Below are 14,915 nucleotides of genomic sequence, written 5' to 3'. Positions count from 1 at the left end.
CCTACACGACGATCACGCTGACGGTGGCGAACCCGTACAGCGCGGCGCAGACGATCACGGCGGTGACCCAGAGCGATGCGGCCTCGGGCGGCACGAGCACCTGCACCGTGGGCGGCAGCGTGGCCGCGTCACCGGGGAGTTGCACCTTCCAGTGGGTGTACGACCGATGCACGGCGCGCACGGTGAACTTCAGCGTGAAGAACCCGTTTGGCACCGCGACGACGAGCAAGGCGATCGTGAAGGGGACCTGCCTGTGAAGTACACAAAGCAAGCAATGAAGCGGCTGGCTCAACTGGTGATGCTCGCGAGCGCCGCTGCGGTGCAAGCGATCGCGCAAGCGCAGGTTCAGCCACCCATTGACCCATTCCACTACACGAAGACGGTGAGTACCACTTACCGCGCCGACGGCCTGGTGGACACCGAGAAGGTCGAGCCCGACGATCCCAAGCTGTGCGTGCTGACAACCTACGGCTACGACCCGGCGGGCAACCGCATCAGCACGCGGAAGGAGAACTGCCCGGGCGCAAGCGGTGAAGCGCTCTTCACAGCCCGTACGAGCACGACGACCTTTGCAACGCAGACAGTGACGATCGCCGGCCAGAGCATCAAGGTGCCTGCAGGCAGCCTGCCGAGTGAGCGCAGGAATGCGTTGCTGCACGGTGAGACGCAGACGGTGGACCCGCGCTTCGGCACGGTGCTGAGCAAGACCGGGCCGAACGGGCTGACCACGCGCTGGGAATATGACGACCTGGGTCGCGCGACGCGAGAGATTCGTGCCGACGGCACGCGAGCGATCACGGCCTACTGCTACATCGCGGGCCGCGTCGACACTGCCACGAACAGCCCGACGTGCCCGAGCCCCGGCGCGGCCGAGATCCCGGCCGATGCGGTGAAGTTCACGCACGCGGAGCCGCGCGATGCAAGCGGCTCGGAGGGCGTCAAGAACGGCCCGTTCACCCGCAAGTACATCGACCGCGCGGGCCGGGTGCTTCGCCAGATCACCGAGGCGTTCGACGGCGCCACGCAACCCGGCGGCACGAACCGCCTGATCGCGACCGACACCGAGTACGGCGAYCTGGGCCAGGTGCTGCTGCAGACGCAGYCGTACTTCCTGGACAGCGGCTCGTCGACCAGCGGCGGCRGCRCCGACGTGGGKYTSTCGCGCTCGGAGTACGACGCGCTGGGTCGGGTCGTTCGCACCTACACGGCCGACCCCCAGGGCAACCAGCCGAGCGTGGGCTTCGGCAACCGGGGCAGCCGCCGGGCGCGGTTGTCGGCCGTGGTCTACGGCGCGCTGCAAACGACTGCCATCGACGACCAGGGTCACACCCGGCTCGAAGAGCGCAACGTGGAGGGCCGCCCGATCCGCATCACCGAYGCRCAAGGYGCGCAACTCGTYCACCAGCACGACGCATTCGGCAACCTCGTCACGACGAAGGACGCGTTGCAGAACACCGTGCAGATCGCGTACGACATCCGGGGCCGCAAGCTCAGGCTGACGGACCCGGACGCCGGGATGCTCGAGTACCACTACGACGCCCTCGGCCAGGCGGTGTGGCAGCAGAACCCGCTGCAGAAGCAGCGCGGCAGCCAGACGACGATGGCGTACGACGCGCTGGGCCGGATGACGCTGCGCACCGAGCCGGAGTACGCGAGCACCTGGACCTACGACAACTGCGCGATGGGCATCGGCAAGCTGTGCGCGACAAGTGCCAACACGGACCTCAGCCGGCAGTGGGTGTACGACAGCCTGGGACGGCTGATCAACACCCGCACGAGCATTGCCAACGGGCCGAGCTTTGCGAGCGCGCTGAGCTATGACGCCAACGGCCGGCAATCGACACAGACCTGGCCGACCGGGCTGATGGTGAACTACGGCTACACGCCGAAGGGATTCCTCGGCACGGTGTCGCTCGCGACGGCGGTCACGGTGAACCCGTTGCCCGCCACCCCAGGTGGCACGCCGGGAGCGAGCGTCACGCTGCCGGCCGGCACCGTGCTGTGGCAGGGGCTGGCCTACAACGCGTGGGACGGCCTGGAGCAGCAGAAGTACAGCAACGCGGTCGTGAGCAGGTCCGGCTATGAGGCATCGACGGGCCGCACCAGCAGCCTGACGACCGGCAAGGGCAACGCGACCGACGTGCTGAACCACGGCTACGTGTGGGACAGCCTGGGGCGCCTGACGAACCGCAATGATGCGAACGGGGATGGCGCGACCGGCGCGGTGACGGAGAACTTCGAGCACGACGCGCTCGGGCGGCTGCAGCGCTACACGGTGGCCGCGCCTGCGATCAGCGGCCTGGTGCGCACGGTGAGCCTGCAATACAACGCGCTGGGCAGCATCCTCTACAAGAGCGATGTCGGCATCTACAACTACGGCGCGCAGGGGGCGACCTCGGTTCGACCRCACGCCGTTCAAAGCATCGAGGGAGCCGCAGCCAACAGCTATGGCTTCGATGCGAACGGGAACATCGCGAGCGCGACGGCGGGCAAGTACCGYGGGATCRCSTWCACSGGCTTCAACCTGCCGGACAGCCAGAGCGGCGTGCAAGGGCCGTCAGGCGGACCGAGCTACGTGTGGAACTACGACGAGGACCATGCGCGCATTCGCGAGGTGCGGACGATTCCGAGTGGCACGAACGCCGGTACTCGAACGACGTGGTACCTGCACCCGGACAACACGGGTGGCCTGGCCTTCGAGAGCGAAGTCAATACGCCGACAAGTCCGAGCGCAGCGAACCCTGCGGTCACGAGCAACCGCCACTACCTGAGCGCAGGCGGCCAGAGCCTCGGCGTGCTGGTCACCACCGGAGCGCTGCCGTCACTCGGATCCACGCAGACCGCACCACCCGTGCAGTCGAGCCTGAGCGCGGTGAAGCTGGAGTATTGGCACAAGGATCACCTGGGCAGCATCGCGGCGACGACGGACCACAACGGCGACGTGACGGCCCGCGACGCGTACGACCCGTTCGGCAAGCGGCGCTTCGCCAACGGCAACTACGACGCGACAGGCGCTCTCGTCGTCGATTGGAGTCCCGCCGTCAACAGCGGCACGGACCGCGGCTTCACCGGCCATGAGCAGCTCGACGACATCGGGCTCACGCACATGAACGGGCGGATGTACGACGCGACGATCGGGCGCTTCCTATCAGTGGACCGCGCGGTGACGCAACCCTATGAGCTACAGAGCTACAACCGCTACAGCTATGTCGAGAACAGGCCACTGAACAGCACGGACCTGAGCGGGTGGAATCCAAATGAGCTGACACCGAGCAAGGCGCCAGAAATCACTGTAAGCGACGCGCCGCCGATCTTGACGATGGCCACGGTGGAGGTAACGGCCGGTGCTACGACCCATACGGTGTCAAACGGCCCCGACAACAGCTGCACGTCATCGTGCGCCGGTAGCGTCTTTGGTGGACCACCGAAGGTCCAGATGCTCGGAACTCAGAGTGCGCTCGGTGGTGGGCTTCGCTGGAATACGGCGGAGAGGCGCCGTCAAATGATTGACCCGACGCTGGATCCGATGTGGCGTACCGCAGGCACGGGCTTGGCAAGTCTGGCTGCCGTGACGTGGGGAAGCATCACGGGCAATGAAGCATTGGTTGAGGCAGGCTTTGACGGTCCCAGAGATCTAGGAATCTCCAGCGGAGAAGGCGTCGCAATGGCCGTTTTCCTGGGCTTTGGAGGAAGGCAGGGGGGCGGCCCCAAAGGAGTTACCGCAAAGGGGGCTGCTGGCGAGACGCCCTTCATCAACGGCGTGAAGGTGACTGACCGTGCGACAGGAAACGTCCTCCAAGGCACGGTCGATCTGACACCGACACTCGATCGCATATCTGCCGGCAAGAGCTTTCCGAGCCGAAACGATGGTTCCGTGTTCGCGAACAAAGAGGGACTGCTACCGCAGCAGCCAAGCGGCTACTATAAGGAGTACGTGCATCCGACTCCTGGCGTAAACGGCCCGGGCCCCCAGCGGATCGTGAAGGGACAAGGCGGGGAAACCTTCTACACGCCGGACCACTACCGCACGTTCATTCGAGTGAATCCATAGGCGGAGCAAACGATGGCAGCTGTCAAAACGACATTCGAGTACTCCGACTCCCCGGACCCCATGTTCGAGCAGGACGACTTCGTGCTGAAGGTTCCTGCTGGGATTCGCTTCAAGGGCGAACTACTGGCAGCCTTGGCGCGCACTGGCAAATTTCCTGACTACTTCGGTGGAAATTGGGATGCATTGCAAGACTGCCTCCGTGATCTAAGTTGGATAAGTAATAGGAAGGTTGTGGTTCTACACAGCGACCTTCCGTTGCATAACAATCCGGCAGAGTGCCGCACCTATCTGGAGATACTTCAAACGACGCTTTCTGATTGGGCAAAGAGCTTCGAGTCGGATACTGTCGAGCCTCCGCTTGCGTGGTCATATGTCGACCACGAACTTCGAGTTGTCTTCCCTGCCCGATCCAAGGGAGTTGTTGCTCGTTTCATTGCTGGGGCATGAAGTGTGACGTGGCCCAAATGCTCGTCAAAGCACAGCAAGCGATTTGCAATCGGTACGGCGCACCTTATGTCGCCTGCGACTTGACCCTGAAGGTTGGGGTATCAAGGAATCTAAGAAGCGGTGCTATGCCAGTCAACGGACTGCGCGTAGCGCCGCAACACGATACGTGTGGGTGGTATATCTGGGCGGGCGAAGATTGGTCTGATGACAAGAATTTCTTTCTTCCCTTGCACGCCTTGCATCTGGAGGAGTGGGCGCCCATCGTTCTCCCATATCTGGGGCTCGCTCCAGGTTGGCGCTTCCTCGCTACGAGTACGCATGAGGACGTATGGCTAGATGAAAAGTTGGTCTTGTGATCGGTGCTTGGAAGCTGAAGAGCCTAGGTGTTAACCGAGTCCGAAGAGTTCGCCTCGGCCGCTGTATCCGACGCGCTGAGGCTCGATCGCTCATGGGCAAGTGACGGAACAAAGATGCAAGCATCGATCCAATCCCTTCTAAATCTTGGCCCTCTTCCGAGTTCATCCACTGCAACTGTCTCAGAGGTTCAAGCCATTGAGGCGCAATTATCGACAGTTAAAAAACCAATCTCGGACGAGGAGGCCCAGGCACTGCCCAAGCTCTTTGGGCCGGATGACTGCTTTGGGCTTGCTTGGACCTTGCTCCATTTAATTGAGAGCGCGCCGAACTGGCCGATCAACGATGCAATGAATGGCTTGGGTGGTGAGTGGATTGATCGACTTCGAGAAAGATCCGTGTAGTAGATGCCGATGTTTTCCGCCCATGGGGATGGTATATGGCCCTGATGATGTCCGAGCGGATTAAAGTTGCGGTCGAATCTATCGGCGCTTGCGGGACAGCGTTTCATCGAGTGAACTGACGGATTGCGCGCTGGAAGATCGTGGAACACAAGCCTGCCGATGCGGAACTCACGATCCGCATTCCCATGTCGGGAGTCAGCCGATATGTGGCGGAGCTGGCCGCTCGCCATCACGTGACGTACTCGCGATGCCGGGTTGACGAGTGGGCCCACGTCGTCACCCGACTTTCCGGTGACGAGGTCCGGTCTGACGAAACCTGTGACCTGCTGGTCGCGCTCAGGCGAGCACACAAGTTGACCGACCTCGAGATGGCGGCACTGCTCATCAGCCATCTGCGAGAGAGAAAGCACGTCCGAGTCTCCGAGGATTCCGAACCCCGTGCGGTCTCTGAGGACGCGACTCAGGGCTTGTCCCGATGACGCCGAAACGGATTGCAGCAACATTTCGTTCGTCACTCAAACTATGTCGGCGCGGCCCAACTTGCGCCCGCCGGCGGCCGAAGTGATGCTCCCACAAGACAGACCCCCACAAGACAGGAGAGAGACATGCAGTTCAAGCACACCCTGGGCGCCGTCGCGTTCGCGCTCGCTTTCGGATCCCTCAGCACCGCCGCCCAGGCGCAGCTCACCGTCGGCGTCAGCTGGTCGAACTTCCAGGAAGAACGCTGGAAGACCGACGAGGCGGCCATCAAGGCCCAGCTCGAGAAGCTGGGCGCCAAGTACGTGAGCGCCGATGCCGGCGGCTCGCCCGAGAAGCAGCTGGCCGACATCGAGGGCCTGATGTCCAAGGGCGCCAAGGTGCTGATCGTGCTCGCGATGGACAAGGACGCGATCCTGCCGGCCGTCAACAAGGCCGCGAAGCAGAAGGTGCCGGTGGTGGCCTACGACCGCCTGATCGAGGCGCCCGGCGTCTTCTACATCACCTTCGACAACAAGGAGGTCGGCCGCCTGCAGGCGCGCGCCGTCTTCAAGGCCCAGCCCAAGGGCAACTACGTGATGATCAAGGGCTCGCCGACCGACCCGAACGCGAACTTCCTGCGCGAAGGCCAGCAGGAGGTGATCGACGCCGCCGTCAAGAAGGGCGACATCAAGATCGTCGGCGAGGAGTACACCGACGGCTGGAAGCCCGAGGTCGCGCAGAAGAACATGGAGCAGATCATCACGAAGAACGGCGGCAAGATCGACGCGGTCGTCGCGTCGAACGACGGCACCGCCGGCGGCGTGGTGGCCGCGCTCACCAGCAAGGGCATCAAGGGCATCCCGGTGTCCGGCCAGGACGGCGACTTCGCCGCGTTGAACCGCGTGGCCGCCGGCTCGCAGACGGTGTCAGTCTGGAAGGATGCGCGCGACCTGGGCCGCGAGGCCGCCAGCGCGGCGGTGGCACTCGGCGGCGGCAAGTCGCCCGAGAAGGCCGTCAGCTGGAACGGCGGCGAGAAGAAGATCGCGCTGCAGTCGCGTTTCCTGGCGCCGGTGGCGATCACGCGTGACAACCTCGACCTCGTCGTCAAGGCCGGCTGGATCAAGAAGGACGAGCTGTGCAAGGGCGTGACGGGCGACAAGGTGCCCGCAGCCTGCAAGTGAGTCCATTGATCGAACAGTTGCGTCGCGCCGCCGTCGACTGGCGGCTGGTGCTGATGGGCCTGGTGCTCGCCGTGATGTCGCTGGTGTTCCACGCGATGTCCGGCGGCATCTTCCTGTCGCCGGAGAACCTCTACAACATCGCGCAGCAGACGGCGGTGGTCGGCATCGTCTCGACGGTGATGGTGCTGGTGATCGTCGCGCGCCACATCGACCTGTCGGTCGGCTCGACGATGGGCTTCGTCGGTGTGCTGATCGCCTACCTGCAGTACACCGCCGGCTGGTCGTGGCAGGCCGCTTGCCTGGCCGGCCTCGCGGTGGCGCTGCTGGTGTCGGTGTACCAGGGCGGGCTGACGGCGGTGCTCGGCGTGCCGTCGTTCGTCGTGACGCTGGGCGGGCTGATGTCGTTCCGCGGCGCGGCCTTCCTGGTCGCCGACGGCAAGACCCAGCCGGTCAGCGACGACTTCTTCGTCAACCTCGGCGGCGGCTACGACGGCGCGATCGGCGTCGGCCCGAGCTGGGTGCTGGGCGGGCTGCTCGGCGCGGCGCTGGTCGTGCGCATGCTGCTGCGCCGGCGCGCGAAGCAGCGCCACGGCATGGCGCTGGAGCCGCTGTGGGTCGATGCGCTGCTGACCGGGTTGACGATCGCGCTGCTGCTCGGCTTCGTCGCGTTGATGTCGGCCTACCGGATCTCGTCGAAGACCGAGGCGCAGGGCATCCCGGTGCCGGTGCTGATCTGGGGCGTGGTGGCCGGCGGGCTGTCGTTCATCGTGCACCGCACCCGCTTCGGCCGCTATGTGTTCGCGATGGGCGGCAACCCCGATGCCGCGGCGCTGGTCGGCATCCCGGTGCGGCGCGTCACGCTGATGCTGTTCGCGCTGCTGGGCGTGCTGATCACGGTGGCGGCGATCGTCTCGGTGGCGCGCCTGAACGCCGGCACCAACTCGCTGGGCAGCGGCATGGAGCTCTACGTGATCGCCGCCGCGGTGATCGGCGGCACCGCCTTGTCCGGCGGCAGCGGCTCGATCCTCGGCTCGGTGCTGGGCGCGCTGATCATGCAGTCGCTCGACAGCGGCATGCTGCTGCTCGACGTGCCGATCGGCAAGCGCATGGTGATCATCGGGCAGGTGCTGATCGTGGCCGTCGTGTTCGACGTGCTGTACCGCCGCTACGTGCAGGAAAGCTGATGGAACCCCTCGTCGAACTGGTCGACATCCACAAGGCCTTCGGCGGCGTGCGCGCCGTCGAGGGCGTGAACCTTACGCTGTACCCGGGCGAGGTGGTCGCGCTGCTCGGCCACAACGGCGCCGGCAAGTCGACGCTGATGAAGATGCTGGCCGGCGCCTACCCGATCGACAGCGGCGAGACCCGCATCGGCGGGCAGAAGGTGCACATCCGCACGCCGGCCGAAGCGCAGTCGCACGGCATCGAGACGATCTACCAGACGCTCGCGCTGGCCGACAACCTCGATTCGGTCGCCAACCTGTTCCTCGGCCGCGAGAAGCTGACGCCGTGGCGCACGCTGGACGACCACTTCATGGAGGTGCAGGCGCGGCAGGTCTTCCAGCGCCTGAACAAGAACTTCACCAACATCCGCACGCCGGTGCGCCGGCTGTCGGGCGGGCAGCGGCAGGTGGTCGCGATCTCGCGGGCCATCTACTTCAATGCGCGCATCCTGGTGATGGACGAGCCCTGCGCGGCGCTCGGCCCGGAGGAGACGCGCATGGTCGGCAACCTGGTGCGCCAGCTGAAGTCCGAAGGCGTCGGCATCTTCCTGATCAGCCACGACATGCCCGACGTGTTCGAGCTCAGCGACCGGCTCGCGGTGATGAAGAACGGCAAGCTCGTGGGCACCTACCGCACCGCTGACGTGACCGAGGACGAGGTGCTCGGCATGATCATCCTCGGCAAGCAGCCGGTGGGCAAAACGCAGGCATTTGCGCCGGCTTGACAGCCCGCCGCGGCGCTTGCTGCGGTGCGGGATGCTACATTTCGGGGGTTTGCCCTAGGGCCCGCGCGGGCCGATGCCTTCCGGCTCGTCCGCGGCTGTAACCACCCTGAAACCCATCCCGATCGCTGTCCTGATGGCCTTGCCCACCGCCGCGCCCGAGCGTCAGCTCAAGCATCGACGCAGCATCGACGTGCGCGTCTATGCGCGCGGCAACGGCTTGTGGGAAGTGGATGCCCACCTCAGCGACATCAAGACCCGTGACGCGACGCTGGCCGGCGAGACCCGCCATGCGGGCGACCCGATCCACGACATGCTGCTGCGCCTGGTGGTCGACGAGGCGTTCAACATCGTCGAGGCCGGCTCCGAAACCCGCTGGATGCCGTACCCCGGCCACTGCAACGACCTCGGCGATGCCTACGCTCGGCTGGTCGGCCTGAACCTGCTGCAGGGCTTCCGCGCCGCGGTGCGCCAGCGCCTCGGCGGCGTGCTGGGCTGCACCCATCTGACGGAAATGACCCAGGTGCTGCCGACCGCGGTCGTGCAGGCCTTCGCCGGCGAGGTGCTGGACACGCGGGAGGACAATGCGTCCGGCCGCCAGCCGTTCCAGCTCGACCGCTGCCATGCGCTGCGCACCGACGGTCCGGTGGTGCGCACCTTCTACCCCCGCTGGTACCGAGCGTTGCCTGTGCCAGGCACCCCCATCGACGGGCCTGCCCGTTGAACATTTTTAGAAACTGAGCGAGAGAGTCCGCGATGAAAATCCATGAGTACCAAGGCAAGGAAATCCTGCGCCAGGCCGGTGTCCCGGTCCCGAAGGGCTACCCGGCATTCAGCGTGCTGGAGGCCACCGAAGCGGCCCAGAAGCTGGGCGGCCCGGTCTGGGTCGTGAAGGCGCAGATCCATGCCGGCGGTCGCGGCAAGGGCGGCGGCGTCAAGCTCGCGCGCTCGCTCGACGACGTGAAGAAGCTGTCCGGCGAGATCCTCGGCATGCAGCTGAAGACGCACCAGACCGGCCCCGAAGGCCAGAAGGTGCGCCGCCTGCTGATCGAGGAAGGCGCCGACATCAAGAAGGAGTACTACGTCGCTGCCGTCACCGACCGCGCGACGCAGAAGGTCGCGATGATGGCCAGCAGCGAAGGCGGCATGGACATCGAGGAAGTCGCCCACAGCACCCCCGAGAAGATCCTGAAGGTCTTCATCGACCCGCTGACCGGCATGACCGACGCGCAAGGCTACGAGCTCGCCAAGGGCATCGGCGTGCCCGAGGCCTCGCAGGCGCAGGCGGTCGACGTCTTCAAGAAGCTGTACGGCTGCTACATGAGCACCGACGCGTCGCTCGCCGAGATCAACCCGCTGATCCTCGAAGGCAACGGCAGCATCAAGGCGCTCGACGCGAAGTTCAACTTCGACTCGAACGCGCTGTTCCGCCACCCCGAGATCACCGCCTACCGCGACCTCGACGAAGAGGATCCGGCCGAGATCGAGGCCAGCAAGTTCGACCTCGCGTACATCCAGCTCGACGGCAACATCGGCTGCCTGGTGAACGGCGCCGGCCTCGCGATGGCGACGATGGACACCATCAAGCTGTTCGGCGGCGAGCCGGCCAACTTCCTGGACGTGGGCGGCGGCGCCACCGCCGAGAAGGTCACCGAAGCCTTCAAGATCATGCTGAAGAACCCCAAGGTGAAGGCGATCCTCGTCAACATCTTCGGCGGCATCATGCGCTGCGACACCATCGCCGAAGGCGTGATCGCCGCGTGCAAGGCGGTCAACCTGTCGGTGCCGCTGGTCGTGCGCATGAAGGGCACGAACGAAGACCTGGGCAAGAAGATGCTGGCCGACAGCGGTCTGCCCATCATCAGCGCCGACTCGATGGCCGAAGCGGCCCAGAAGGTCATGGGCGCCCTGAAGGCCCCCCTGAAAGCCTGAGCCTCCGCGCGACGACCCCCCAAGGAAATTCCATGAGCATCCTGATCAACAAAGACACCAAGGTCATCACGCAGGGCATCACCGGCAAGACGGGCCAGTTCCACACCCGCATGTGCCGCGACTACGCGAACGGCAAGAACTGCTTCGTCGCCGGCGTGAACCCGAAGAAGGCCGGTGAAGACTTCGAAGGCATCCCGATCTTCGCGAACGTCAAGGACGCGGCTGCCAGCACCGGCGCCACCGTCAGCGTGATCTACGTGCCGCCGGCCGGTGCCGCGGCCGCCATCTGGGAGGCCGTCGAGGCCGACCTGGACCTCGCCATCTGCATCACCGAAGGCATTCCCGTGAAGGACATGCTGGAAGTGCGCAACCGCATGAAGCAGAAGGAAGCCAAGGGCGGCAAGCAGACGCTGCTGCTCGGCCCGAACTGCCCCGGCCTGATCACGCCGGACGAGATCAAGATCGGCATCATGCCGGGTCACATCCACCGCAAGGGCCGCATCGGCGTCGTGTCGCGCTCGGGCACGCTGACCTATGAAGCGGTCGCACAGCTCACCGAGATCGGCCTCGGCCAGTCGAGCGCGGTCGGCATCGGCGGCGACCCGATCAACGGGCTGAAGCACATCGATGTGATGCGCATGTTCAACGACGATCCCGAGACCGATGCCGTCATCATGATCGGCGAGATCGGCGGCCCGGACGAGGCGGATGCCGCCCGCTGGTGCAAGGACAACATGAAGAAGCCGATCGTCGGCTTCATCGCCGGCGTCACTGCGCCCCCCGGCAAGCGCATGGGCCACGCCGGCGCGCTGATCTCGGGCGGCGCCGACACGGCCGACGCCAAGCTGGAGATCATGGAAGCCTGCGGCTTCACCGTGACGCGCAACCCGTCGGAGATGGGCAAGCTGCTGAAGGGCCTGCTCTGAGCACGCTCGCCTAGTCGCCCGAAAAGGGGCCGCCTTCGCAGGCGGCCTTTTTTTTGAGGGGGGACTACCGGCCGCTGTGGAAACTACAGAAGCCGGGCGCCCGTCGGCTGAAAGACAATTCCGCCTTTCTCGGACACACACAACAACCAGGAGGATCCACACCCATGGACTTCACGTCAGGAGCCCTGTGGGGCGCCTTCGGCGCCATCATCGCCGCCAACATCCTGCTGTCGGGCGACAACGCCGTGGTCATCGCGATGGCCGCCCGTTCGCTGCCGCAGGAGCAGCAGAAGAAGGCCATCTTCTGGGGCAGCGCCGCCGCGATCGTGATGCGGATCGTGCTGACCATCGTCGCGGTGCAGTTGCTGCAGCTGCCCTACCTGAAGGTGATCGGCGGCGTGCTGCTGCTGTGGATCGGCGTGCAGCTGCTGGTCGACTCGGAAGACGACGGCGAGGTCAAGTCGCACGGCACGATGGGCGCGGCGATCCGCACCATCCTGGTCGCCGACCTGGTGATGAGCGTCGACAACGTGCTGGCCGTGGCCGGTGCCGCCGACCGGGCGCCCGAGAACGCGCGGCTGCCGCTGCTGATCGTCGGCCTGGCGCTGTCGATCCCGCTGATCATCGCCGGCAGCACGCTGCTGATGAAGATCATGGACCGCTTCCCGATCATCATCACGCTGGGCGCGGCGCTGCTGGGCTTCCTGGCGGGCGAGATGTTCGTCAGCGACCCGTCGACCCGCGACTGGTTCCATGCCAACGTGCCGGAAGCCGACTTCATCCTCGGCGGCGTGTGCGCGGTGCTCGTGGTGGTGGTCGGCCTGTGGCTGCAGAAGCGCGGTGCGGCGGCGCGGGCGCACGCGAAGGAATGAGCGTGTGGGGCRTGTGATATGGTGCCCGCTCCATCATTTCCACGGTGCGGGCCATCGCCTTGGGGCAAGCAAGGAGCGTCATTCACTGCTGGTTTCGACGGACCGCCGGCCTGAGCCTGGCAGGGCTTGCGGCCGCGCCTGCGCGGGCCCGTCCCGGCGCCGATGCGCTGCTCAGCGGCGGCCTCATTCCTCCTGATCCCTCGTTCAATGCCGCGGCGACGCTCGTCGTCGTCGCGCTGCTGCTGGCCGTCGGGCTGGCGCATGTGCTGCTGGTGTTGCCGCGCCTGGAGAGCGGTCGCGGCCGCCTCGTGAGCTGCGCGCTGGGTGCGGCACAGATCGTGGTCGCCTGGGGCCTGCTGCCTGCTGCCATCTGGGTGCCGTGGTTGCTGCCGCTGGCCGCGCTTGTCGCCGGACACCTGGGATTCGAGCGCGGGCTGGCCGGGCGCCGGATCGCGGCGCCCGCACCCTCCGGACTGCCCGCCCTCGATCTCGCGGCTGCGCTGCCGCGCGCCGGCGCCGAAGGCAGCATGCTCGGCCGCTACCGGGTCGAACGCGAGCTCGGCCGCGGCGCGATGGGCGCCGTCTACCTCGGCCGCGACAGCAAGATCGGCCGCCTGGTCGCGATCAAGACGATGGCGCTGAGCCAGGAGTTCGAGGGCGACGAACTGGACGAGGCGCGGCGCCGCTTCTTCCGCGAGGCCGAGACGGCAGGGCGCCTGCAGCACCCCGACATCGTGACCATCTTCGACGCGGGCGAGGACCAGGACCTCGCCTACATCGCGATGGAGTACCTGAAGGGCGAGGACCTGCAGCGCCACAGCCAGGCCGGCCGGCTGCTGCCGGTGCCGCAGGTGCTGCGCATCGTCGCGCGCGTCGCCGAGGCGCTGGCCTATGCGCACAGCCAGGGCGTGGTGCACCGCGACATCAAGCCGGCCAACGTGATGGTCGACCTGGCGCGCGACCTGGTGAAGGTCACCGATTTCGGCATCGCGCGCATCTCCGATTCGAGCCGCACCCGCACCGGCATGGTCCTCGGCACGCCGTCGTTCATGTCGCCCGAGCAGATGGCCGGCCTGCGCGTGGACGGGCGCAGCGACCTCTACTCGCTCGGCGTGATGCTGTTCCAGTTGCTCACCGGCCTGCTGCCGCACCGCTCGGAATCGATGGCCACGCTGATGCACCAGATCGCCAACGAGCCGGCGCCCGACGTGCGCACCTTGCGCCCCGAGCTGCCGGAAATGCTGGCCGACGTGGTCACGCTCGCGGTCGAGAAGCGGCCCGAGGTGCGCTATGCCGACGGCCGGCAGATGGCCTCCGACCTGCGGCAGATCGCCTCGCTGATGGACGCCGTGGCGCTGGCGCCGCCGCCTGTCGTAGGATCGCCACCCCCCGATTCCAGCGGATTCACGGCGACCGTGAAGTTCGATCGTGCCGATCCAAGGCACAATTCCTGACCCCCTCGGTTTGAAGGTTCGATGACTCTGCCCGTGTCCGCCACCGCCATGTCGCTTGAATTCTTCAGTGCCACGGACACCGGCCGAGCGCGCAACAACAACGAGGATTCGGTCGCCGTCCACGAGGCTTCGGCGCTGGTCGTGCTGGCCGACGGCATGGGCGGCTACAACGCCGGCGAGGTCGCCAGCGGCATGGCCACCTCGTTCATCAAGACCGAACTGGGCCGCTGGCTGCAGGAGGCCTCGGGGAACGCGTCCGACACCGATGTGCGCCGTGCGATGGACATCTGTGTCGACAACGCGAACCGGGCGATCTTCAACGCCGCCAATTCCAACCCGCAGTACGCCGGCATGGGCACCACGCTGGTGGTCGGTGCGTTCCGCGACGGCCGGCTGCTGATGGGCCATGTCGGCGATTCGCGCGGCTACCGCTTCCGTGCCGGCAGATTGCAACAGATCACGCACGACCATTCGCTGCTGCAGGAACAGATCGATTCCGGGCTGATCACGCCGGAACAGGCCGCCTTCTCCGCCAACAAGAACCTCGTGACGCGCGCGGTCGGCGTCGAGGACACCGTGCTGCTGGAGACCCACCTGCACGACCTGATGCCGGGAGACATCTACTTACTCTGCTCCGACGGGCTGTCTGACATGCTGGACGATGAAAGCATCGGCCAGGTGTTGCAGGCGCACGACTCGCTCGACGAGGCGGGTGCGGCGCTGATTGACGCAGCCAATGATGCGGGTGGAAAGGATAATATTGCGGTGGTCCTGGTTCGGGTACGGGGCCAGAGCATCGCGCCACGGTCCTGGTGGCCGTTCAGGCGTTGAGTCGCCAGCACATTGCACGGGGCCCGGGTTCGGTGCCCAGACATACAAGAGAGACTAGA

At 65.8% G+C, this 14,915-nt stretch carries 14 protein-coding genes; 13 read left to right on the top strand and 1 reads right to left on the bottom strand.

Features of this window, described 5'->3' with window-relative positions; genetic code table 11:
• From AC1D1T_RS07715 to AC1D1T_RS07700, 4 genes are all read left to right on the top strand, one after another.
• Positions 1-257: hypothetical protein (locus AC1D1T_RS07715; RefSeq protein ID WP_477991715.1), on the top strand; the 257-nt coding region annotated here is incomplete at its 5' end.
• 17 nt (positions 258-274) lie between these two features.
• On the top strand, positions 275-4,051 hold the full coding sequence (locus AC1D1T_RS07710; protein WP_477991714.1) for an RHS repeat-associated core domain-containing protein: 3,777 nt from the start codon (positions 275-277) through the stop codon (positions 4,049-4,051).
• A gap of 12 nt (positions 4,052-4,063) precedes the next feature.
• Positions 4,064-4,498 (top strand): barstar family protein, encoded by a 435-nt coding sequence (locus AC1D1T_RS07705; RefSeq protein ID WP_477825717.1) that lies wholly within the window; start codon positions 4,064-4,066, stop codon positions 4,496-4,498.
• Positions 4,495-4,854 (top strand): immunity protein Imm33 domain-containing protein, encoded by a 360-nt coding sequence (locus AC1D1T_RS07700; RefSeq protein ID WP_477825716.1) that lies wholly within the window; start codon positions 4,495-4,497, stop codon positions 4,852-4,854. The genes AC1D1T_RS07705 and AC1D1T_RS07700 overlap by 4 nt, the downstream gene beginning before the upstream one ends.
• 188 nt (positions 4,855-5,042) lie before the next feature.
• On the opposite strand, the gene AC1D1T_RS07695 is transcribed toward AC1D1T_RS07700, so the two are convergent.
• Entirely contained in the window at positions 5,043-5,666 is a 624-nt protein-coding gene (locus AC1D1T_RS07695; protein WP_477825715.1) for a hypothetical protein, read from the bottom strand.
• Positions 5,667-5,861: 195 nt separating this feature from the next.
• Here AC1D1T_RS07695 and xylF point away from each other — a divergent pair, with 195 nt between their 5' ends.
• The 9 genes from xylF to AC1D1T_RS07650 all read left to right on the top strand — a co-directional run bounded on the left by xylF (position 5,862) and on the right by AC1D1T_RS07650 (position 14,856).
• Positions 5,862-6,896: a D-xylose ABC transporter substrate-binding protein gene (gene xylF, locus AC1D1T_RS07690; RefSeq protein ID WP_047501154.1), complete on the top strand. Its 1,035-nt coding sequence runs from the start codon at positions 5,862-5,864 to the stop codon at positions 6,894-6,896.
• A 53-nt stretch (positions 6,897-6,949) separates the two neighbouring features.
• On the top strand, positions 6,950-8,080 hold the full coding sequence (locus AC1D1T_RS07685; protein WP_477825719.1) for a sugar ABC transporter permease: 1,131 nt from the start codon (positions 6,950-6,952) through the stop codon (positions 8,078-8,080).
• The gene (locus AC1D1T_RS07680; RefSeq protein WP_047501158.1) at positions 8,080-8,844 is read left to right on the top strand and encodes an ATP-binding cassette domain-containing protein; all 765 of its coding nucleotides are present in this window, start codon (positions 8,080-8,082) and stop codon (positions 8,842-8,844) included. Before AC1D1T_RS07685 ends, AC1D1T_RS07680 begins: the two co-directional genes overlap by 1 nt.
• Positions 8,845-8,977: 133 nt before the next feature.
• Positions 8,978-9,565, top strand: coding sequence for a DUF2889 domain-containing protein (locus tag AC1D1T_RS07675; RefSeq protein ID WP_477825712.1), 588 nt, complete (start codon positions 8,978-8,980; stop codon positions 9,563-9,565).
• Positions 9,566-9,597: 32 nt separating this feature from the next.
• Positions 9,598-10,773: an ADP-forming succinate--CoA ligase subunit beta gene (gene sucC / locus AC1D1T_RS07670; RefSeq protein WP_047501160.1), complete on the top strand. Its 1,176-nt coding sequence runs from the start codon at positions 9,598-9,600 to the stop codon at positions 10,771-10,773.
• Between the two features lie 32 nt (positions 10,774-10,805).
• A complete protein-coding gene (gene sucD / locus AC1D1T_RS07665) occupies positions 10,806-11,699 on the top strand; it encodes a succinate--CoA ligase subunit alpha (RefSeq protein WP_047501162.1) in 894 nt (297 codons plus the stop codon).
• A 164-nt stretch (positions 11,700-11,863) separates the two neighbouring features.
• Entirely contained in the window at positions 11,864-12,571 is a 708-nt protein-coding gene (locus tag AC1D1T_RS07660) for a TerC family protein (protein WP_047501164.1), read from the top strand.
• A 44-nt stretch (positions 12,572-12,615) separates the two neighbouring features.
• Positions 12,616-14,025, top strand: coding sequence for a serine/threonine-protein kinase (locus AC1D1T_RS07655; RefSeq protein WP_477824684.1), 1,410 nt, complete (start codon positions 12,616-12,618; stop codon positions 14,023-14,025).
• 48 nt (positions 14,026-14,073) lie between these two features.
• Positions 14,074-14,856 carry a Stp1/IreP family PP2C-type Ser/Thr phosphatase gene (locus AC1D1T_RS07650; RefSeq protein WP_047501166.1) on the top strand — a complete coding sequence of 261 codons (783 nt, stop codon included), beginning with the start codon at positions 14,074-14,076 and terminating at the stop codon, positions 14,854-14,856.
• Positions 14,857-14,915: the final 59 nt, after the last annotated feature.

The organism is Rhizobacter sp. P2_H3, assembly GCF_056403355.1.
The sequence above is the reverse complement of the archived record's forward strand: the minus strand, read 5'-3'. Positions and strand labels throughout refer to the sequence as shown.